Here is a 21,097-nt window from a genome sequence, read left to right as displayed (position 1 = left end):
CGGCGTCTCGATGACGGTGCGTCAGCTCTGGGCCGGCAGCGTCGGCGCGGCGCCGGTGCCCGGCTCCAACGCGTCCAGCGCCCGGCGCAGCCCGGTGAGCTTGCGCTCCAGATGCGCCGCGGTGGCGACGGCGGCCGCGTCGGCGGAGTCGTCGTCGAGCTGCTTGGACAGCGCCTCCGCCTGCTCCTCGACGGCCGCGAGCCGGGCCGAGAGCTCGGCGAGCAGACCGGCGGCCTCCTTGCCGTGACCGCCCTCGCCGCCGCCCTCCAACTGCAGCCGCAGCAGAGCCGCCTGCTCGCGCAGCTTGCAGTTCTTCATGTACAGCTCGACGAAGACGGAGACCTTGGCACGCAGCACCCACGGGTCGAACGGCTTCGAGATGTAGTCGACCGCCCCGGCCGCGTAACCCCGGAACGTGTGGTGGGGGCCGTGGTTGATGGCGGTGAGGAAGATGATCGGGATGTCCCGGGTCCGCTCCCGCCGCTTGATGTGCGCGGCGGTCTCGAAACCGTCCATCCCCGGCATCTGGACGTCGAGAAGGATGACCGCGAAGTCGTCCGTCAACAGCGCCTTGAGCGCTTCCTCCCCGGACGATGCCCGCACCAGCGTCTGATCGAGCGCGGAGAGAATGGCCTCCAGCGCCAGCAGATTCTCCGGCCGGTCATCGACCAGGAGGATCTTGGCCTTCTGCACCATGCCCCGTCCTCCTCGCCCCGGCAACGTCTCTCCCCGGCTCCCAGAACCGGGGGAAGCACCGGGCGCCGCCCCAGAAGACGACTCCCTAACGCCGTCCGTCCTTGTGCCGGTCATCGTAGCCGCACCCCACCCGTCGCCACACCCTGTCACCGCGATGTCACTGTGCACGTACCGGAAACGCGGTGGGAGACCAGAAGGTTCCCCGTATTCGGGCCTCTCACACCCCCATGGCGACAGTCCGTCAGCGAGGGCCAGGAGCCCGCGCGACACCCCACGCGACCCCGCGGTACGCAGTCACTTCCCTCCGCACCACGGGCCCCGGGTGCGGAGGCACTCCTCCGCCCCACGGGCCCCGCTCCGGGTCACTCCCCCCGCATCCACTGCTCCATCACGGACAGCAGGTGATCAGGGTCGACCGGCTTGGTCACATAGTCCGAGGCACCGGACTCGATCGCCTTCTCCCGGTCGCCCTTCATCGCCTTCGCCGTCAGCGCGATGATCGGCAGCCCCGCGAACTGCGGCATGCGCCGGATCGCGGTCGTCGTCGCGTACCCGTCCATCTCCGGCATCATGATGTCCATCAGGACGATCGTCACATCGTCGTGCTGCTCCAGGACTTCGATGCCCTCCCGCCCGTTCTCCGCGTAGAGCACCGCGAGCCCGTGCTGCTCCAGGACGCTGGTGAGCGCGAAGACGTTGCGGATGTCGTCGTCGACGATGAGCACCTTCTCGCCGGAGAAACCGAAGGTACGGCGCGGCTCGGCCTCCACCTCCTGCTCCGCCCGGTCGGCGGCGATCTGCTGACCGAACTGCTCGGGCACCGCCCTGCGCGCCCCGGTCGCCTCCGCGGCCGCCTTCCGCCGGTGCCGGAACAGCGCTCCGGCCCCCGACCGCGCCTCCGTCCGTACGGGCGGCGGCGGGAAGTGCGGGAACGGGTGGACGGCGCCGGACGCCCCCTCCTCGGCGCCCTGCTGCGGGTCGTCGGCCGCCCCCTGCCCGTAGCCCGGCAGCAGCTCCGTCGGGCTCAGCGGCAGATAGAGCGTGAACGTCGAACCGCGGCCCGGCTCGCTCGCCGCGAAGATCTCGCCGCCGAGCAGCCGCGCGATCTCCCGGCTGATCGACAGACCCAGACCCGTACCGCCGTACTTCCGGCTGGTCGTGCCGTCGGCCTGCTTGAACGCCTCGAAGATGACCCGCATCTTGCTCGCGGCGATCCCGATCCCGGTGTCGGTGACCGAGAACGCGATCAGATCGGCCTCCGGATCGCGCAGCGAACCGGCCTCCAGGAGCTGCTCGCGGATCGACTGCGGCACATCGATCCCGGCCGGCCGGATCACCAGCTCCACCGCGCCCGTGTCGGTGAACTTCACCGCGTTGGAGAGGAGATTGCGCAGCACCTGGAGCAGCCGCTGCTCGTCGGTGTGGAGCGTGGCCGGCAGCTCGGGCGAGACCCGCACCGAGAAGTCGAGACCCTTCTCCGCCGTGAGCGGCCGGAAGGTGGCCTCCACGTAGTCGACGAGCTGGACGAGCGCGATCCGGGTCGGCGAGACGTCCATCTTGCCCGCCTCGACCTTGGACAGGTCGAGGATGTCGTTGATCAGCTGGAGCAGGTCGGAACCGGCGCCGTGGATGGTCTCCGCGAACTCGACCTGCTTCGGCGTGAGATTCGTCTCGGCGTTGTCCGCGAGCAACTTGGCGAGGATCAGCAGCGAGTTGAGCGGAGTGCGCAGCTCGTGCGACATGTTCGCGAGGAACTCGGACTTGTAGCGCATGGAGACGGCGAGCTGTTCGGCCCGCTCCTCCAGGACCTGCCGGGCCTCCTCGATCTCGGTGTTCTTCACCTCGATGTCACGGTTCTGCCGGGCGAGCAGCTCGGCCTTCTCCTCCAGTTCCAGGTTGGAACCCTGGAGTTCCTTCTGCCGGTGCTCCAGCTCGGCCGAGCGCTCCTTGAGCTGCTCGGTGAGCTCCTGCGACTGCTGGAGCAGCACCTCGGTCTTGGTGTTGACGCTGATCGTGTTCACGGTGGTGGCGATCAGCTCGGCGAGCTGGTTGAGGAAGTCGCGCTGGATCTGCGTGAACGGCTGGAAGGAGGCCAGCTCGATCACGCCCAGGACCTTGCCCTCGAAGAGCACCGGAAGCACGATCACATGCGCGGGTGCCGCCTCCCCGAGCCCGGAGGAGATCTTCAGATAGCCGGGCGGAACGTTGACCTGGATGGTCCGCTTCTCCTCGGCCGCCGTCCCGATGAGCGTCTCGCCGGGGCGGAACGAGGTCGGCATGGACCCTGCGGAGTAGCCGTAACTCCCGCGCATCCGCAGCTCGTACGAGCCCTCGCCCTCGCCGACGTGTTCGGCGTCGCTGTGGGCGGACCCGGTCGGCATCGCCACGAAGAAGGCACCGTGCTGGGCCGAGACCACCGGCGTCAGCTCGCTCATGATGAGCGAGGCGACGTCGTCCAGGTCCCGCCGGCCCTGCATGAGGCCCGAGATACGGGCCAGGTTGCCCTTCAGCCAGTCCTGCTCCTCGTTGGCGAGGGTGGTGTCGCGCAGGTTGGCGATCATGGTGTTGATGTTCTCCTGGAGGGCCTGGATCTCGCCCGCCGCGTCGACACCGTCGATCTTGAGGTTCAGGTCGCCGCGGGTCACCGCCGTGGCGACGGCCGCGATCGCCCGCACCTGCCGGGTCAGGTTCCCGGCCATCTCGTTCACGGACTCCGTCAGGTCCCGCCAGGTACCGTCCACGTCACGGACCCGGGCCTGACCGCCGAGCTGGCCGTCCGTACCCACCTCGCGGGCCACGCGCGTGACCTCCTCGGCGAAGTTCGACAGCTGGTCGACCATCGTGTTGATGGTGCTCTTCAGCTCCTGGATCTCGCCGCGCGCGTCGATGTCGATCTTCTTGGTGAGGTCGCCCTTGGCGATGGCCGTGGTCACGGCCGCGATCTGACGCACCTGGCCGGTGAGGTTGGAGGCCATCGAGTTCACCGACTCGGTCAGGTCCTTCCAGGTACCCGAGACACCCGGCACCCGCGCCTGTCCGCCCAGCTCACCCTCGGTGCCCACCTCACGGGCCACGCGCGTGACCTCGTCGGCGAACGACGACAGGGTCGTCACCATCGTGTTGACGGTGTCGGCGAGTTCTGCGACCTCGCCGCGCGCCTCGACCGTCACCTTCTTCGTCAGGTCGCCGTTGGCGACGGCCGCCGAGACCCGGGAGATGTTCCGCACCTGACTGGTCAGGTTGTTGGCCATCAGGTTGACGTTGTCGCTGAGGTCCTTCCAGGTACCGGTGACGCCACGCACGCGCGCCTGACCGCCGAGGATGCCCTCCGTACCCACCTCGCGGGCCACGCGCGTGACCTCGTCCGCGAAGTTCGACAGCTGGTCGACCATCGTGTTGACCGTCGTCACCAGCTCCAGGATCTCGCCCCGGGCGTCGACGGTGATCTTCTTCGACAGGTCGCCCTTGGCGACCGCCGTCGTGACCTCGGCGATGTTCCGCACCTGGATGGTGAGGTTGTTCGCCATGAAGTTCACGGACTGGGTGAGGTCCTTCCAGGTGCCGGATACACCCTGCACCTCGGCCTGACCGCCCAGAATGCCCTCGGTGCCCACCTCGCGGGCCACCCGGGTCACCTGCTCGGCGAAGTTCGAGAGCTGGTCCACCATCGTGTTGAGGGTGTTCTTCAGCTCCAGGATCTCGCCGCGCGCGTCCACGTCGATCTTCTGCGACAGGTCACCGCGCGCGACCGCCGTGGCGACCTGCGCGATGTTACGGACCTGGGTGGTGAGGTTCCCGGCCATGCCGTTCACCGAGTCCGTCAGGTCCCGCCACACCCCGGCCACACCCGGCACCTGTGCCTGACCGCCGAGGCGCCCGTCGGTGCCCACCTCGCGGGCCACCCGGGTCACCTGGTCGGCGAACGCGGAGAGCTGGTCGACCATCGTGTTGATGGTGTTCTTCAACTCCAGGATCTCGCCGCGCGCGTCCACGTCGATCTTCTGCGACAGGTCACCGCGGGCCACGGCCGTCGTCACCTGTGCGATCTGCCGCACCTGCGAGGTCAGGTTGCCCGCCATGAAGTTCACCGAGTCGGTGAGCTCCCGCCAGCGCCCGGAGACGCCGTCCACCCGCGCCTGACCGCCCAGGCGGCCCTCCGTGCCCACGTCCCGGGCCATCCGGGTCACCTGGTCCGCGAACGACGACAGCTGCGACACCATCGTGTTGACGGTGTTCTTCAGCTCCAGCATCTCGCCGGCCACGTCGACCGTGACCTTCTGCGACAGGTCACCGTTGGCGACCGCCGTCGTCACCTGCGCGATGTCCCGCACCTGACCGGTCAGGTTCCGGAAGGCCGTGTTCACCGAGTCGGTGAGGTCCTTCCACGTGCCCGCCGCCCCCTTCACCTCGGCCTGGCCGCCGAGCAGACCCTCGACACCGACCTCCCGGGCCACCCGGGTCACCTCGGAACCGAAGGCCGACAGCTGGTCCACCATCGTGTTGACGGTGTTCTTCAGCTCCAGCATCTCGCCGGCCACGTCGACCGTGACCTTCTGCGACAGGTCACCGTTGGCCACGGCCGTCGTCACCTGCGCGATGTCCCGCACCTGCGTGGTGATGTTCCGGAAGACGGTGTTGACCGAGTCCGTGAGGTCCTTCCACGTCCCCGCCGCCCCCGGCACCTGCGCCTGACCGCCGAGCAGACCCTCGGCGCCGACCTCGCCCGACACCCGGGTCACCTCGTCGGCGAAGATCCGCAGCGTCTTCGTCATCTGGTTGATGGTGTCCGCCAGCTGCGCGATCTCGCCCCGCGCCGACACCCGCACCTTCTGCGACAGATCGCCATTGGCGACCGCCATCGTGACCTCGGCGATGCCGCGCACCTGGTTGGTCAGGTTGCCCGCCATCGTGTTGACGGAGTCCGTGAGGTCCTTCCAGACACCCGCGACCCCGGCCACCTCGGCCTGACCGCCGAGCTCGCCCTCCGTGCCCACCTCGCGGGCGACACGGGTCACCTCGGAGGAGAACGAGGAGAGCTGGTCCACCATCCGGTTGACGGTGTTCTTCAGCTCCAGCATCTCGCCGGCGACGTTCGCCGTGACCTTCTGCGACAGATCGCCGTTGGCGACCGCCGTCGTCACCAGGGCGATGTCCCGCACCTGGGCCGTCAGCCGGTTCGCCATGGTGTTGACCGAGTCCGTGAGGTCCTTCCACGAACCGGACACCCCGCGCACCTGCGCCTGACCGCCCAGCTTGCCGTCCGTACCCACCTCGACGGCGACCCTGGTCACCTCGGAGGCGAACACCGACAGCTGGTCGACGAGATTGTTCGCGGTACGCGCGACCTTCAGGAACTCCCCACGCAGCGGTCGCACCGCCCCGTCGGCACCCTCCGAACGCAGGTCCATCCGCTGGTCCAGATCACCCTCGGCCACCGCCGAGAGCACCCGCCCCACCTCGGACACCGGCCGGGCCAGATCGTCGACGAGCGCGTTCGCGGCCTCGATCGCCGCCGCCCACGCCCCCTCACCGGCCCCCGCCTCCAGCCGCTCGGAGAGCTTGCCCTCGCGTCCCACCACCCGGCGGACCCGCGACAGCTCCCCCGTCACATGCATCTGCCGGTCCGCGACCTCGTTGAACACGGCGGAGATCTCCGCCATGACCCCGTCGCCGGACACCGTGAGCCGCCTGCGGAGGTTCCCGTCCCGCATGGACACCAGTGCGGCCAGCAACCGCTCCAGCGCCGCCGCGTCCACCTGTACCGTCCCCCCACGGGAACGCCCGCCCCTCGCGCGCGTACCGCTGCCTCCGCCGCGCCGCGCCGCCGTGCCAGGTTCCACCGTGTCCCTCCCGAAAGGGGTCGACCGTACCGCTCCGGCTTTCGCCGGTAGCCTGCCCAGTGTTTCACCGCCACCGAACCAGGCGATAACAGTTCGGCAGCTTCGCACAGCGTCCCTACCCCCTGGGGACGGATTCAGCGATGACCGGCATCCGCTCGGACAGTGAAGGTAAGTAACCTGGCTTCCGGCTGTCCAACCGCCCCGGTCCGCCCGGCGGGGGCGGTGTGGTGCGCGCACGACCACCGGGCAGCGGGAGGGACAGACCGAGCATGGCAGAGCCGGGCGTCGAGACGCGTACGAGGAGTGCTGTGATCACCGCGCGGGCGAGTGCCAGCTTCGAGCCCGTCGGGCGGTCCGTCGCGGCCGCCCGCGCCTTCGTCCGGGACACCCTCCAGGGCTGGGGGCACCCGGAACTCGTCGACGACGCGGTCGTCCTCACCAGCGAACTCGTCACCAACGCCGTCATCCACGCCGGCACCTCCGCCGAAGTCCTCTGCCTCCGCGCCGACGACAGCATCCGCGTCGAGGTCGCCGACCGCTACCCCGAGCGCGAGATCCCCGTCCAGAGCGGCCGCACGCTCGCCGGCCCCGACCGCGAGAACGGCCGCGGCCTGCTGCTGTGCGCCGCCCTGGCCCACCGCTGGGGCGTCGACTACTCCCCGACCCGCAAGCACGTCTGGTTCCACCTCGACCTCCCCCAGCGCCCGGTCGGCACCCGCTCCGCGGGCCCCGTCCTCCCCGACGCGCTCCTCCCGGTCACCGACAGCCGCGTCCGCGTCGCCGTCATCCAGATCGACCGCGGCGGAGCCATCACCGCCTGGAACGAGGACGCCGACGAACTCTTCGGATACGCCTCCGATCAGGTCACCGGCAAACCCCTGGGCGACCTCGCCGCCTGGCCCCACACCCCCGGCATCGGCACCGGCCTCGCCGAGGCCCTCCGCCTCTCCCGCTGGGAGGGCAGCTACGGCATCCGCTGCGCCGACGGCCGCGTCATCCCCGTCTACGCCGCACACCTCCGGGTCCGCGACGTCCAGGGCGAACCCTCCACCATCTGCCTCGTGGTACGCGAGCAGGAGCGGGCCGTCCTCCAGACCCCGCAGCGCCCCGCCGCCGAGCCGGGCTCCGAGAGCCGCGCCGCCGACCCCTTCGAGATCTTCATCGGCTCCCCGGCCCCCGACGACCTCGACGGCCTCCTCCAGCGCACGGTCGAACGCGCCCGCGACATGCTCGACGGCGACGCCGCCTTCCTCCTCCTCGCCACCGACGACGAGACGGAACTGGAGGTACGGGCGACCACCGGCCTCCCGGCCGCCCGCCAGCGCTTCGCCCGCGTCCCCGTCGAGACCGGCGCCAGCCGCTACGGCTCCGCCCGCATGCCGGCCGTCCACGAGGACCTGGCCGCCGTCCCCGGCGCCGTCCCCCTCCTCGAAGGCACCGGCATGCGCTCGGTGGTCACCGTCCCCCTCAAGGTCGAGGGCCGGCTCACCGGCTCCCTGGGCGTGGCCGCGGAATCCGCGAACCGCTACTCCAACGAGGAGGCCCTCCGCCTCCAGTTCGCCGCCGACCGCATCGCCCTCGCGGTCGAGTCGGCCCGCCTCGGCGAGCTCGAACGCCTGCGCCGCGGCTCCCTCAGCTTCCTCGTCGAGGCCTCCGACCTTCTCGCCGGCACCCTCGACCGCGACCAGACCCTGGCCCTGATGGCCCAGATGACGGTCCCGACCCTCGCCACCTGGTGCGCGGTCTACACGATTGCCGACCAGGCCTCCGACCCGTACCTCTCGTACGTGCTCCACGAGGACGAGGACCGCATCGACGGCCTCAAGGACCTGCTCTCCTCCATCGCCCCGCCCGACCCGGTGCCGACCCCCGGCGCCCGCATCTGGACCGCACCGGGCGACGCCGCCCACCGAGCGGCGCTCACCGCCTCGGTCCGCGCCCTCGACCACCCGACGAGCCCGCTCTCCTCCGGCATCGACACGACCCTGGCCACGGCGAGCGCGGTCGCAGGCGAGACGGTCGTCCTGCCGCTGGTCGCCCGCAACCGGGTCATCGGCATGCTGACTCTCGGCCGGCCCTCGGAGGACCACTTCCGCCAGGAGATCCTGGAGCTCGCCGAGGACCTCTCGCGCCGGGCCGCCCTGGCCCTGGACAACGCCCGCCTGTACTCGGAGCGCGTGGCGATCAGCCAGTCCCTCCAGCGCAGCCTCCTCCCGCCCGGCCTCCCCCACATCCCCGGCGTCGAGGTCGACGTCATCTACCGCGCGGCCGGCGAGGGCAACGAGGTCGGGGGCGACTTCTACGACCTGTTCCCGATCCGCGACGGCGCCTACGGCTTCGCCATCGGCGACGTCTGCGGTACGGGCCCGGAGGCGGCCGCCGTCACCGGCCTGGCCCGCCACGCCCTCCGCCTCCTTGCCCGCGAGGGCTTCGGCGGCCCGGCCGTCCTGGAGCGCCTGAACGCGGCGATCCTCGACGAGGGCGCCCGCAGCCGCTTCCTCACCCTCCTGTACGGCGAGATGCGCCCGCAGGACGACGGCTCCGCGATCCTCAAGGTCGTCTGCGCCGGCCACCCGCTCCCGCTCCGTCTCAGCCCGGACGGCACGGTCCGGCCCGCGGCCGAACCCCAGCCGCTCCTCGGCGTGATGGAGGACCTGGAGCTGTACGAGCAGACCATCACGCTCGACCCGGGCGACGTCCTCCTCTGCGTCACGGACGGAGTGACCGAACGCCGCGAAGGCACCCGCATGTTGGGCGACGACGGCCTGGCCGAAGTCCTCAAGACCTGCACGGGCCTGACGGCCGGCGCGGTCGCCTCCCGGGTACTCCGCGCGGTAGAACGCTTCGCCCAGGCCCCGGCCTCGGACGACATGGCCATCCTGGCAATGCGCCTCCGGGAGCCGGACGACCGCTGACCGACCAGGCGATCCCCGAAAGGGGATCGCCTGCGACAGCTGTCCGCCCACGGGAACGCAAAAAGGCCCCCGCCATAAGGCGGGGGCCTTCTTACTTGGAGCCCTTTAACGGAATCGAACCGTTGACCTTCTCCTTACCATGGAGACGCTCTACCGACTGAGCTAAAAGGGCGGGTGTTCGGCGGCGTCCTACTCTCCCACAGGGTCCCCCCTGCAGTACCATCGGCGCTGAAAGGCTTAGCTTCCGGGTTCGGAATGTAACCGGGCGTTTCCCTAACGCTATGACCACCGAAACTCTATGAAGTTAACCAACCGGAAATCGGCACAGTTCGTTACTTCAGAACTAACACAGTGGACGCGAGCAACTGAGGACAAGCCCTCGGCCTATTAGTACCGGTCAGCTCCACCCATTACTGGGCTTCCACATCCGGCCTATCAACCCAGTCGTCTACTGGGAGCCTTACCCTCTCAAGGAGGTGGGAATACTCATCTCGAAGCAGGCTTCCCGCTTAGATGCTTTCAGCGGTTATCCCTCCCGAACGTAGCCAACCAGCCATGCCCTTGGCAGGACAACTGGCACACCAGAGGTTCGTCCGTCCCGGTCCTCTCGTACTAGGGACAGCCCTTCTCAATATTCCTACGCGCGCAGCGGATAGGGACCGAACTGTCTCACGACGTTCTAAACCCAGCTCGCGTACCGCTTTAATGGGCGAACAGCCCAACCCTTGGGACCGACTCCAGCCCCAGGATGCGACGAGCCGACATCGAGGTGCCAAACCATCCCGTCGATATGGACTCTTGGGGAAGATCAGCCTGTTATCCCCGGGGTACCTTTTATCCGTTGAGCGACGGCGCTTCCACAAGCCACCGCCGGATCACTAGTCCCGACTTTCGTCCCTGCTCGACCCGTCGGTCTCACAGTCAAGCTCCCTTGTGCACTTACACTCAACACCTGATTGCCAACCAGGCTGAGGGAACCTTTGGGCGCCTCCGTTACCCTTTGGGAGGCAACCGCCCCAGTTAAACTACCCATCAGACACTGTCCCTGATCCGGATCACGGACCGAGGTTAGACATCCAGCACGACCAGAGTGGTATTTCAACGGCGACTCCACCATGACTGGCGTCACGGCTTCAAAGTCTCCCACCTATCCTACACAAGCCGAACCGAACACCAATATCAAACTGTAGTAAAGGTCCCGGGGTCTTTCCGTCCTGCTGCGCGAAACGAGCATCTTTACTCGTAGTGCAATTTCACCGGGCCTATGGTTGAGACAGTCGAGAAGTCGTTACGCCATTCGTGCAGGTCGGAACTTACCCGACAAGGAATTTCGCTACCTTAGGATGGTTATAGTTACCACCGCCGTTTACTGGCGCTTAAGTTCTCAGCTTCGCCCTGTCGAAACAGAGCTAACCGGTCCCCTTAACGTTCCAGCACCGGGCAGGCGTCAGTCCGTATACATCGCCTTACGGCTTCGCACGGACCTGTGTTTTTAGTAAACAGTCGCTTCTCGCTGGTCTCTGCGGCCACCCCCAGCTCACGGAGTAAATCCGATCACCAGACGTGGCCCCCCTTCTCCCGAAGTTACGGGGGCATTTTGCCGAGTTCCTTAACCATAGTTCACCCGAACGCCTCGGTATTCTCTACCTGACCACCTGAGTCGGTTTAGGGTACGGGCCGCCATGAAACTCGCTAGAGGCTTTTCTCGACAGCATAGGATCATCCACTTCACCACAATCGGCTCGGCATCAGGTCTCAGGCTATGTGCTGTCCGGATTTACCTGGACAACGCCCTACACCCTTACCCCGGGACTACCACCGCCCGGGTTGGACTACCTTCCTGCGTCACCCCATCGCTTACCTACTACCACCTTGGATCAGCGGCTCCACCACTTTCCTTTCCCCGAAGGGTCCGGAACGGCTTCACGGCCTTAGCATTAATGGGCTCGATATTGGGCGTTTCAAAGCGGGTACCGGAATATCAACCGGTTGTCCATCGACTACGCCTGTCGGCCTCGCCTTAGGTCCCGACTTACCCTGGGCAGATCAGCTTGACCCAGGAACCCTTAGTCAATCGGCGCACACGTTTCTCACGTGTGTATCGCTACTCATGCCTGCATTCTCACTCGTGAACCGTCCACAACTCGCTTCCGCGGCTGCTTCACCCGGCACACGACGCTCCCCTACCCATCACAGCGGGCGTTGGCCCTATTGCTGCAATGACACGACTTCGGCGGTACGCTTGAGCCCCGCTACATTGTCGGCGCGGAATCACTTGACCAGTGAGCTATTACGCACTCTTTCAAGGGTGGCTGCTTCTAAGCCAACCTCCTGGTTGTCTCTGCGACTCCACATCCTTTCCCACTTAGCGTACGCTTAGGGGCCTTAGTCGATGCTCTGGGCTGTTTCCCTCTCGACCATGGAGCTTATCCCCCACAGTCTCACTGCCGTGCTCTCACTTACCGGCATTCGGAGTTTGGCTAAGGTCAGTAACCCGGTAGGGCCCATCGCCTATCCAGTGCTCTACCTCCGGCAAGAAACACACGACGCTGCACCTAAATGCATTTCGGGGAGAACCAGCTATCACGGAGTTTGATTGGCCTTTCACCCCTAACCACAGGTCATCCCCCAGGTTTTCAACCCTGGTGGGTTCGGTCCTCCACGAAGTCTTACCTCCGCTTCAACCTGCCCATGGCTAGATCACTCCGCTTCGGGTCTTGAGCGCGCTACTGAATCGCCCTATTCGGACTCGCTTTCGCTACGGCTTCCCCACACGGGTTAACCTCGCAACGCACCGCAAACTCGCAGGCTCATTCTTCAAAAGGCACGCAGTCACGACCCATTGAGTAAACTCAATGAGCGACGCTCCCACGGCTTGTAGGCACACGGTTTCAGGTACTATTTCACTCCGCTCCCGCGGTACTTTTCACCATTCCCTCACGGTACTATCCGCTATCGGTCACCAGGGAATATTTAGGCTTAGCGGGTGGTCCCGCCAGATTCACACGGGATTTCTCGGGCCCCGTGCTACTTGGGTGTCTCTCAAACGAGCCGTTAATGTTTCAGCTACGGGGGTCTTACCCTCTACGCCGGACCTTTCGCATGTCCTTCGCCTACATCAACGGTTTCTGACTCGTCTCACAGCCGGCAGACTGTGAAAGAGAGATCCCACAACCCCGCATGCGCAACCCCTGCCGGGTATCACACGCATACGGTTTGGCCTCATCCGGTTTCGCTCGCCACTACTCCCGGAATCACGGTTGTTTTCTCTTCCTGAGGGTACTGAGATGTTTCACTTCCCCTCGTTCCCTCCACATGCCCTATGTGTTCAGGCATGGGTGACAGCCCATGACGACTGCCGGGTTTCCCCATTCGGAAACCCCCGGATCAAAGCCTGGTTGACGGCTCCCCGGGGACTATCGTGGCCTCCCACGTCCTTCATCGGTTCCTGGTGCCAAGGCATCCACCGTGCGCCCTTAAAAACTTGGCCACAGATGCTCGCGTCCACTGTGTAGTTCTCAAGCAACGACCAGCCACCCATCACCCCACCCGACAAGCAGATGAGTTCACTGGGGCCGGCATCGCGAAGATACAAACCTTACGGCCGTACCCTCAGATACCCAACAACGTGCCAAGCACAGTCCGTTCCTCGATCCCGTTTTCCACGCCGAAGCAGTACTAACGATTTCTCGGAGAGAGACTGTGCCAACTAATCAACGTTCCACCCATGAGCTGACCGTGCAGAACATTTGCCTGCAATCGGTACTGTGCTCCTTAGAAAGGAGGTGATCCAGCCGCACCTTCCGGTACGGCTACCTTGTTACGACTTCGTCCCAATCGCCAGTCCCACCTTCGACAGCTCCCTCCCACAAGGGGTTGGGCCACCGGCTTCGGGTGTTACCGACTTTCGTGACGTGACGGGCGGTGTGTACAAGGCCCGGGAACGTATTCACCGCAGCAATGCTGATCTGCGATTACTAGCAACTCCGACTTCATGGGGTCGAGTTGCAGACCCCAATCCGAACTGAGACCGGCTTTTTGAGATTCGCTCCGCCTCGCGGCATCGCAGCTCTTTGTACCGGCCATTGTAGCACGTGTGCAGCCCAAGACATAAGGGGCATGATGACTTGACGTCGTCCCCACCTTCCTCCGAGTTGACCCCGGCGGTCTCCTGTGAGTCCCCATCACCCCGAAGGGCATGCTGGCAACACAGGACAAGGGTTGCGCTCGTTGCGGGACTTAACCCAACATCTCACGACACGAGCTGACGACAGCCATGCACCACCTGTATACCGACCACAAGGGGGGCACTATCTCTAATGCTTTCCGGTATATGTCAAGCCTTGGTAAGGTTCTTCGCGTTGCGTCGAATTAAGCCACATGCTCCGCTGCTTGTGCGGGCCCCCGTCAATTCCTTTGAGTTTTAGCCTTGCGGCCGTACTCCCCAGGCGGGGAACTTAATGCGTTAGCTGCGGCACCGACGACGTGGAATGTCGCCAACACCTAGTTCCCAACGTTTACGGCGTGGACTACCAGGGTATCTAATCCTGTTCGCTCCCCACGCTTTCGCTCCTCAGCGTCAGTAATGGCCCAGAGATCCGCCTTCGCCACCGGTGTTCCTCCTGATATCTGCGCATTTCACCGCTACACCAGGAATTCCGATCTCCCCTACCACACTCTAGCCTGCCCGTATCGGATGCAGACCCGGGGTTAAGCCCCGGGCTTTCACACCCGACGTGACAAGCCGCCTACGAGCTCTTTACGCCCAATAATTCCGGACAACGCTTGCGCCCTACGTATTACCGCGGCTGCTGGCACGTAGTTAGCCGGCGCTTCTTCTGCAGGTACCGTCACTTTCGCTTCTTCCCTGCTGAAAGAGGTTTACAACCCGAAGGCCGTCATCCCTCACGCGGCGTCGCTGCATCAGGCTTTCGCCCATTGTGCAATATTCCCCACTGCTGCCTCCCGTAGGAGTCTGGGCCGTGTCTCAGTCCCAGTGTGGCCGGTCGCCCTCTCAGGCCGGCTACCCGTCGTCGCCTTGGTAGGCCATTACCCCACCAACAAGCTGATAGGCCGCGGGCTCATCCTTCACCGCCGGAGCTTTCAACCAGCTCCCATGCGGAAGCCGGTGTTATCCGGTATTAGACCCCGTTTCCAGGGCTTGTCCCAGAGTGAAGGGCAGATTGCCCACGTGTTACTCACCCGTTCGCCACTAATCCACCCCGAAGGGCTTCATCGTTCGACTTGCATGTGTTAAGCACGCCGCCAGCGTTCGTCCTGAGCCAGGATCAAACTCTCCGTGAATGTTTACCCGTAATCGGGTGACACTCGCGTTGAGCGGGACAGTCAGGCCGGAATAAGGCCGACTGTCCACAGCGTCCTCGCTGTGTATGTTGCCTACCCGCCACAAGGGCCAGCAGGACTTTCAAAGGAACCTCGCCATCCGAAGATGGACGGGGTATCAACTAATCTGGCGTTGATTTTTGGCACGCTGTTGAGTTCTCAAGGAACGGACGCTTCCTTTGTACTCACCCTCTCGGGCTTTCCTCCGGGCTTCCCTTCGTTCTTGCGTTTCCGACTCTATCAGATCTTTCCGATCCGATTTCCTCGGTGCTTTCCGGTCCCTTTTGTTTTCACTCCGGGGGCCTTTCGGCGTTTCCGACTTTATCAGAGAATCTGAGTCGGTTTTCCCGCCTCCCGGTGAAGCGTTCAGGCGCACGTCGGCGCCGGGGCTTCCCGTTCTGGCGGAGCCGTAAACGTACTGGAGCGGGGCGCCCCGATGCAAATCGAGGGGCCCCGCTCCGGTGTTGCGCTGGTCAGACCTCTACGACGACCGGGAGGATCATCGGTCGCCGGCGGTAGGTGTCGGAGACCCACTTGCCGACGCTGCGGCGGATCAGCTGCTGGAGCTGGTGGGGTTCCACGACGCCGTCCTGGAACGACTTGTTGAGCGCCTGGTCGATCTTCGGGAGCACCGCGTCGAACGCGGCGTCGTCGATGCCGGAGCCACGGGCGTGGACGTTCGGGCCGCCCACGATCTTGCCGGTCGAGGAGTCGACCACGACGAAGACCGAGATGATGCCCTCTTCGCCGAGGATGCGGCGGTCCTTGAGGTGCACCTCGGTGACGTCGCCGACCGAGAGGCCGTCGACGTACACGTAACCCGCCTGGACCTTGCCGGTGATCCGGGCGCGGCCGTCGACCAGGTCGACGACGACGCCGTCCTCGGCGATGACGATGTGGTCCTTGGGGATACCCGTCATCGCGCCGAGCTCGGCGTTGGCGCGGAGGTGGCGCCATTCGCCGTGGACCGGCATGAGGTTCTTCGGGCGGCAGATGTTGTAGAAGTACAGCAGCTCGCCGGCCGAGGCGTGGCCCGAGACGTGGACCTTGGCGTTGCCCTTGTGGACGACGTTCGCGCCCCAGCGGGTCAGGCCGTTGATCACGCGGTAGACCGCGTTCTCGTTGCCCGGGATCAGCGACGAGGCCAGGATCACGGTGTCGCCGGGGACGATCCGGATCTGGTGGTCGCGGTTCGCCATGCGGGACAGGGCCGCCATCGGCTCGCCCTGGGAACCCGTGCAGACGAGCACGACCTCGTCGTCCGGCAGGTCGTCGAGGGTCTTCACGTCCACGACGAGGCCGGCCGGGACCCGGAGGTAGCCCAGGTCGCGGGCGATGCCCATGTTGCGGACCATCGAGCGGCCGACGAAGGCGACCCGGCGGCCGTACTCGTGGGCAGCGTCGAGGATCTGCTGGATGCGGTGCACGTGGCTGGCGAAGCTGGCCACGATGATGCGCTTCTGGGCGTTCGCGAAGACCGTGCGCAGGACGTTGGAGATGTCCTTCTCCGGCGGGACGAAGCCCGGGACCTCGGCGTTCGTCGAGTCGGACAGCAGGAGGTCGATGCCCTCCTCGCTGAGCCGCGCGAACGCGTGCAGGTCGGTGAGGCGGCCGTCCAGCGGGAGCTGGTCCATCTTGAAGTCGCCGGTGGCGACGGCCATGCCCGCGGGGGTGCGGATCGCGACCGCGAGCGCGTCCGGGATGGAGTGGTTGACCGCGATGAACTCGCAGTCGAACGAGCCCAGGACCTCCCGGTCGCCCTCCTTCACCTCAAGGGTGTAGGGGCGGATGCGGTGCTCCTGGAGCTTGGCCTCGATCAGGGCGAGGGTCAGCTTGGAGCCGATGAGCGGGATGTCCGGCTTGAGCCGGAGCAGGTAGGGGACGGCACCGATGTGGTCCTCGTGGCCGTGCGTGAGCACGATGCCTTCGATGTCGTCGAGACGGTCCCGGATGATGGTGAAGTCCGGCAGGATCAGGTCGACGCCGGGCTGCTCCTCCTCGGGGAAGAGGACGCCGCAGTCGACGATGAGCAGACGGCCGTCGAATTCGAAGACCGTCATGTTCCGGCCGATCTCACCGAGCCCGCCGAGCGGGATGACGCGCAGGGCGCCCTTCGGCAGCTTCGGCGGGGCGCCGAGTTCAGGATGCGGATGACTCAAAAGACTCTCCTCACCACGCACGCCACGTACCCCTCGGCACGTGGCGCGCATGACATTCGTGCACTTGCTGTTGTCAGTGTTCAGTTGTGAAGTCCGTTGTCAGAGCTCTACCCCGCCGGCGGCCAGGTCGACCTTGAGCTGCTCGGTCTCCTCCAGGGAGAGCTCCACGAGCGGCGGCCGCAGGGGGCCGGCCGGGAGGCCCTGGAGGGCGAGGGCGGCCTTGGTCGTCATGACGCCCTGGGTGCGGAACATACCGGTGTACACCGGGAGCAGCTTCTGGTGGATCTCGGTGGCCTTCTGGACCTCGCCGCCCAGGTGGGCGTCGAGGAGGGCGCGGAGCTCCGGGGTGACGACGTGGCCCACGACGGAGACGAAGCCGCAGGCGCCGACGGAGAGCAGGGGCAGGTTGAGCATGTCGTCGCCGGAGTACCAGGCGAGGTCGGAGCGGGCGATGGCCCAGCTGGCGCGGCCGAGGTCGCCCTTGGCGTCCTTGTTGGCGACGATGCGCGGGTGCTCGGCGAGCCGGACGATCGTCTCGGTGTCGATCGGGACGCCGCTGCGGCCGGGGATGTCGTAGAGCATCACCGGGAGCTCGGTGGCGTCGGCGATGGCCGAGAAGTGCCGGTACAGGCCCTCCTGCGGGGGCTTGCTGTAGTACGGCGTGACGGCGAGCAGGCCGTGTGCACCGTCGCGCTCGGCGGTGCGGGCGAGCTCGATGGAGTGGTGGGTGTCGTTGGTGCCGATGCCGGCCACGATGTGGGCGCGGTCGCCGACCGCCTCCAGTACCGCTCGTACCAGCTCCGATTTCTCCGCGTCGCTGGTGGTGGGGGACTCGCCGGTGGTGCCGTTGACGACGAGGCCGTCGTTGCCTGCGTCCACCAGGTGGGTGGCCAGTCGCTGGGCACCGTCGAGGTCGAGTGCGCCGTCCGCCGTGAAGGGCGTGACCATAGCGGTGAGGACCCGCCCGAAGGGGGTCTGCGGAGTGGAGATCGGAGCCATGGGTAACACGCTACTCGCTGCTCAGCGCCGGGTGTCCCCTAGGGGGACAGGAAGAAGAGGAGCCCGGCGCTGCCTGCTCGGGGGTTCAGGCAGCGCCGGGTCCGTTTGATCAGCCTAGATGAACTTCGTGAAACGTCGCAATACGGACACTTCGCGCGAGGCGTTCGGACATCTGTGCCCTATGGGGCCACACGGCCGTTCTTGTTGAAGGCGGCGTGGGTCAGCGGCATCAGCCGGGCCCAGTGCTCCTCCATCTTTTCGCCGACCATCTCGATCTCCCGCTGCGGGAAGGACGGGACCGCGGCGAGCTCGTGCTGGGTGCGCAGGCCGAGGAAGTGCATCAGCGAGCGGGCGTTGCAGGTGGCGTACATCGAGGAGAAGAGACCGACCGGGAGGACCGAACGGGCGACCTCGCGGGCGACGCCGGCGGCCAGCATCTCCTGGTAGGTGGCGTACGCCTGACGGTACGACTCCTCCATCGTGCGGCTGACCAGGTCGTGCTGCTCCTGGGTGCCGTCGACGAAGACGTACTTGCCGGGGCGGCCCTCCTGGACGAGCTTGCGGGAGGTGTCCGGGACGTAGAAGACCGGCTGGAGCTCCCTGTAGCGGCCCGATTCCTCGTTGTACGACCAGCCGACGCGGTGCCGCATGAACTCGCGGAACACGAAGATCGGGGCGCTGATGAAGAACGTCATCGAGTTGTGCTCGAAGGGGCTGCCGTGGCGGTCCCGCATCAGGTAGTTGATGAGGCCCTTCGAGCGCTCCGGGTCCTTCTGGAGCTCTTCGAGGGACTGCTCGCCGGCCGTGGAGACCCGGGCCGCCCAGAGGACGTCGGAGTCGGCCGCCGCGCTCTTGACCAGATCAACGGTGACGTCGCTCCGGAAGTCGATCTTCACGTTCTCGGTGGGGCTGTCGGTCACCAGCGGTCCTTCCAATCGGCTGTTGCAGTCGCCCACTCTAACGACGTCCTACCGGAGGATGAGATTCGGCCGCTTTGGTGAAATAGGGCACCAAAACCCCGGTTCTGTCGTCTCTACCTGTGACGCATGACGACTACCGAGGAGAGTGGCTCTGATGTTCCGCCGGCGAGAGGCCGTACCGTTCGCGTTCGTCGCGGAGGCCGACCACTTCCGCAGTAACGTCACTCCGCCACCCCGGGAGCGCCTCGGCGCCTCACAGATCGTGGGCCGTACCCTGATCGGACTGACCGTCGTCGCCGGCCTCGTGGGCTCGCTGATCTTCGGGATGCCGTCGCTGCAGTCGGGCGACTCCGCCCGGAGCCAGCAGCAGTCCGAAGCCTCCGACAACCGCTGAGGTAGCCTCACCGGGCACTGCCCCTTCGAGCGTGCCTGTGAGTGAGGACCTGTCGTGCCCCTGCCCTTTCTGACGGCCGACCGTGCTTTTGACACGACCGACCACGTCGCCCTGCCGTTCGACGACCACGACCAGTGGCGTCGTCCGTACCGGCCGGGGTCCTGGCGCGTCGGGGCGGCGGCGCTCTCGCTGCTGCTGGCCTCGTTCGTGCTCCTCGCCGCGGTGATCATCACCGCGGCCGGCGGCTTCAGCGGCGGGGCCGCCACCCTGGCCACCGCGGTGGTCGTCATCCTGGCCGCCCTGCGGATGCTCCGCATGGGCACCTGGGTGAGCCGCGCCGGGATCCGCCGCGTTGCCTTCCTCACGACCGTCACCGTGCCGTGGACGAAGGTGACCTCCGTCCGGACCGTGCAGCAGCCCGTGCGCTGGCTGGGGCTCCCCCGTACCGTCCAGGGCCAGGCCCTGGTGCTCGGCCGGCAGGGTGGTGAGCCGCTGATGCTGCTCACCGACCACAACGCCGACTTCCTCTCCCGTGTCGAGGCCTTCGACCGGGCGGCCGACACGGTCGAGGCCTGGAACGCCGAGTACGGCGTCGCCCCGGCCGCTACACGCTGACGACCGGACGCCCCTCGTGGAGGGCGATCGCCCTCTGCATCGCCTTGCGCGCCCGGGGCGTGTCTCGGGCGTCGTGATAGGCGACCGCGAGCCGGAACCAGCAGCGCCAGTCGTCCGGGGTGTCCTCCGTCTCGGCCTTGCGCCGGGCGAAGACCTCGTCGGCCGAGTCGCGGTCGATCCGGCCGCCCTCCGTCCGCTTCAGCTCGTCGACGGGCAGGCCGCCCTCCGCCTCCAGTTCGGTGGCGAGGCGGCCCGCCTGGCGGGCGAACCGGGTGTTCTTCCAGAGGAACCAGCCGCCGACCGCGGGCAGCAGGAACGCCACCGCGCCCATCCCCATGGCGGCGGGCTCCCCCGTGAGGAGCAGGAGGACGCCCTCCATCGCCACCACGCCGAAGACGAGGACGAGGACGGTGGCCAGGAAGACGTACGTGATCTTTCCGCCCATGGCCGTCAGCCCAGGTCCAGGAAGTTTTCCAGGCCGAAGGTGAGGCCCGGAGTGCTGGTGACACGGCGGGCGCCCAGAAGGATGCCCGGCATGAAGCTGGAGTGGTGCAGCGAGTCGTGGCGGACCGTGAGCGTCTCGCCCTCGCCGCCGAGCAGTACCTCCTGGTGGGCCAGGAGGCCCGCCAGACGTACCGAGTGGACACGGACGCCGTCGACGTCCGCGCCGCGCGCGCCGTCCAGGGCGGTCGCGGTCGCGTCCGGCTGGGCGCCGAGACCGGCCTCGGCACGGGCGGCGGCGATCAGCTGCGCCGTCCGGGCGGCGGTGCCGGAGGGGGCGTCCACCTTGTGCGGGTGGTGCAGTTCGACGACCTCGACGGATTCGAAGTACGGGGCCGCGATCTGGGCGAACTTCATCGTGAGGACCGCGCCGATGGAGAAGTTCGGAGCGATGAGGACGCCGGTCTCCGGGGAGGCGGCGAGCCAGGTCCGCAGCTGCGCGAGGCGCTCCTCGGTCCAGCCGGTGGTGCCGACGACCGCGTGGATGCCGTGGCGCACGCAGAAGTCGAGGTTCTCCATGACCGAGGCGGGGGTGGTCAGCTCGACGACGACCTGGGCGTCCGCCTCGACGAGGCGCTCCAGCTTGTCGCCGCGGCCGAGGGCCGCGACCAGTTCCATGTCCTCGGCGGCCTCGACGGCCTTCACGGCCTCGGAGCCGATACGGCCCTGTGCACCGAGGACCGCCACGCGCAGCTTGCTCATTGCTCTTCCTTAG

At 66.6% G+C, this 21,097-nt stretch carries 10 protein-coding genes, 1 tRNA gene and 3 rRNA genes; 3 read left to right on the top strand and 11 right to left on the bottom strand.

Annotation, left to right across the window (positions count from 1 at the left end; genetic code table 11):
• Positions 1 to 21 precede the first annotated feature (21 nt).
• Both OG462_RS31475 and OG462_RS31470 read right to left on the bottom strand, forming a co-directional pair.
• Positions 22 to 696 carry a two-component system response regulator gene (locus tag OG462_RS31475; RefSeq protein WP_015036579.1) on the bottom strand — a complete coding sequence of 225 codons (675 nt, stop codon included), beginning with the start codon at positions 694 to 696 and terminating at the stop codon, positions 22 to 24.
• Positions 697 to 1,058: 362 nt separating this feature from the next.
• Positions 1,059 to 6,536, bottom strand: coding sequence for a HAMP domain-containing protein (locus OG462_RS31470; protein ID WP_406062764.1), 5,478 nt, complete (start codon positions 6,534 to 6,536; stop codon positions 1,059 to 1,061).
• A 269-nt stretch (positions 6,537 to 6,805) separates the two neighbouring features.
• Here OG462_RS31470 and OG462_RS31465 point away from each other — a divergent pair, with 269 nt between their 5' ends.
• Positions 6,806 to 9,451 (top strand): SpoIIE family protein phosphatase, encoded by a 2,646-nt coding sequence (locus OG462_RS31465; RefSeq protein ID WP_406062762.1) that lies wholly within the window; start codon positions 6,806 to 6,808, stop codon positions 9,449 to 9,451.
• A 96-nt stretch (positions 9,452 to 9,547) separates the two neighbouring features.
• Here OG462_RS31465 and OG462_RS31460 read toward each other — a convergent pair.
• From OG462_RS31460 to thyX, 7 genes are all read right to left on the bottom strand, one after another.
• Positions 9,548 to 9,623 (bottom strand) — tRNA-Thr (locus tag OG462_RS31460).
• 4 nt (positions 9,624 to 9,627) lie between these two features.
• A 5S ribosomal RNA gene (gene rrf / locus OG462_RS31455) occupies positions 9,628 to 9,744 on the bottom strand.
• Positions 9,745 to 9,818: 74 nt separating this feature from the next.
• A 23S ribosomal RNA gene (locus tag OG462_RS31450) occupies positions 9,819 to 12,941 on the bottom strand.
• Between the two features lie 288 nt (positions 12,942 to 13,229).
• Positions 13,230 to 14,755: ribosomal RNA gene (locus tag OG462_RS31445) — 16S ribosomal RNA — on the bottom strand.
• The 16S, 23S and 5S rRNA genes sit together here with 1 tRNA gene alongside, the layout of an rRNA operon.
• Before the next feature lie 512 nt (positions 14,756 to 15,267).
• Complete coding sequence (locus OG462_RS31440) at positions 15,268 to 16,953, bottom strand: ribonuclease J (protein ID WP_318207585.1); 1,686 nt, start codon at positions 16,951 to 16,953, stop codon at positions 15,268 to 15,270.
• A 99-nt stretch (positions 16,954 to 17,052) separates the two neighbouring features.
• The gene (gene dapA / locus OG462_RS31435; protein ID WP_406062760.1) at positions 17,053 to 17,952 is read right to left on the bottom strand and encodes a 4-hydroxy-tetrahydrodipicolinate synthase; all 900 of its coding nucleotides are present in this window, start codon (positions 17,950 to 17,952) and stop codon (positions 17,053 to 17,055) included.
• Between the two features lie 179 nt (positions 17,953 to 18,131).
• Positions 18,132 to 18,872, bottom strand: coding sequence for an FAD-dependent thymidylate synthase (gene thyX, locus OG462_RS31430; RefSeq protein WP_406062758.1), 741 nt, complete (start codon positions 18,870 to 18,872; stop codon positions 18,132 to 18,134).
• A gap of 154 nt (positions 18,873 to 19,026) precedes the next feature.
• Here thyX and OG462_RS31425 point away from each other — a divergent pair, with 154 nt between their 5' ends.
• Both OG462_RS31425 and OG462_RS31420 read left to right on the top strand, forming a co-directional pair.
• Positions 19,027 to 19,266: a hypothetical protein gene (locus OG462_RS31425; RefSeq protein ID WP_406062756.1), complete on the top strand. Its 240-nt coding sequence runs from the start codon at positions 19,027 to 19,029 to the stop codon at positions 19,264 to 19,266.
• Positions 19,267 to 19,320: 54 nt separating this feature from the next.
• Positions 19,321 to 19,881, top strand: a complete 561-nt coding sequence (locus OG462_RS31420; RefSeq protein ID WP_406062754.1) for a hypothetical protein — start codon at positions 19,321 to 19,323, stop codon at positions 19,879 to 19,881.
• Here the strand turns inward: OG462_RS31420 and OG462_RS31415 are convergent.
• Both OG462_RS31415 and dapB read right to left on the bottom strand, forming a co-directional pair.
• A complete protein-coding gene (locus tag OG462_RS31415) occupies positions 19,871 to 20,326 on the bottom strand; it encodes a tetratricopeptide repeat protein (protein ID WP_406062753.1) in 456 nt (151 codons plus the stop codon). The genes OG462_RS31420 and OG462_RS31415 overlap by 11 nt on opposite strands.
• A gap of 5 nt (positions 20,327 to 20,331) precedes the next feature.
• Complete coding sequence (gene dapB / locus OG462_RS31410; RefSeq protein ID WP_406062751.1) at positions 20,332 to 21,084, bottom strand: 4-hydroxy-tetrahydrodipicolinate reductase; 753 nt, start codon at positions 21,082 to 21,084, stop codon at positions 20,332 to 20,334.
• Positions 21,085 to 21,097 lie beyond the last annotated feature (13 nt).

This window comes from Streptomyces sp. NBC_01077, from assembly GCF_045162855.1.
Classification (GTDB): Bacteria; Actinomycetota; Actinomycetes; order Streptomycetales; family Streptomycetaceae; genus Streptomyces.
Note: the sequence above shows the minus strand (reverse complement) of the source record. Positions and strands in the feature narration are given on the sequence as shown.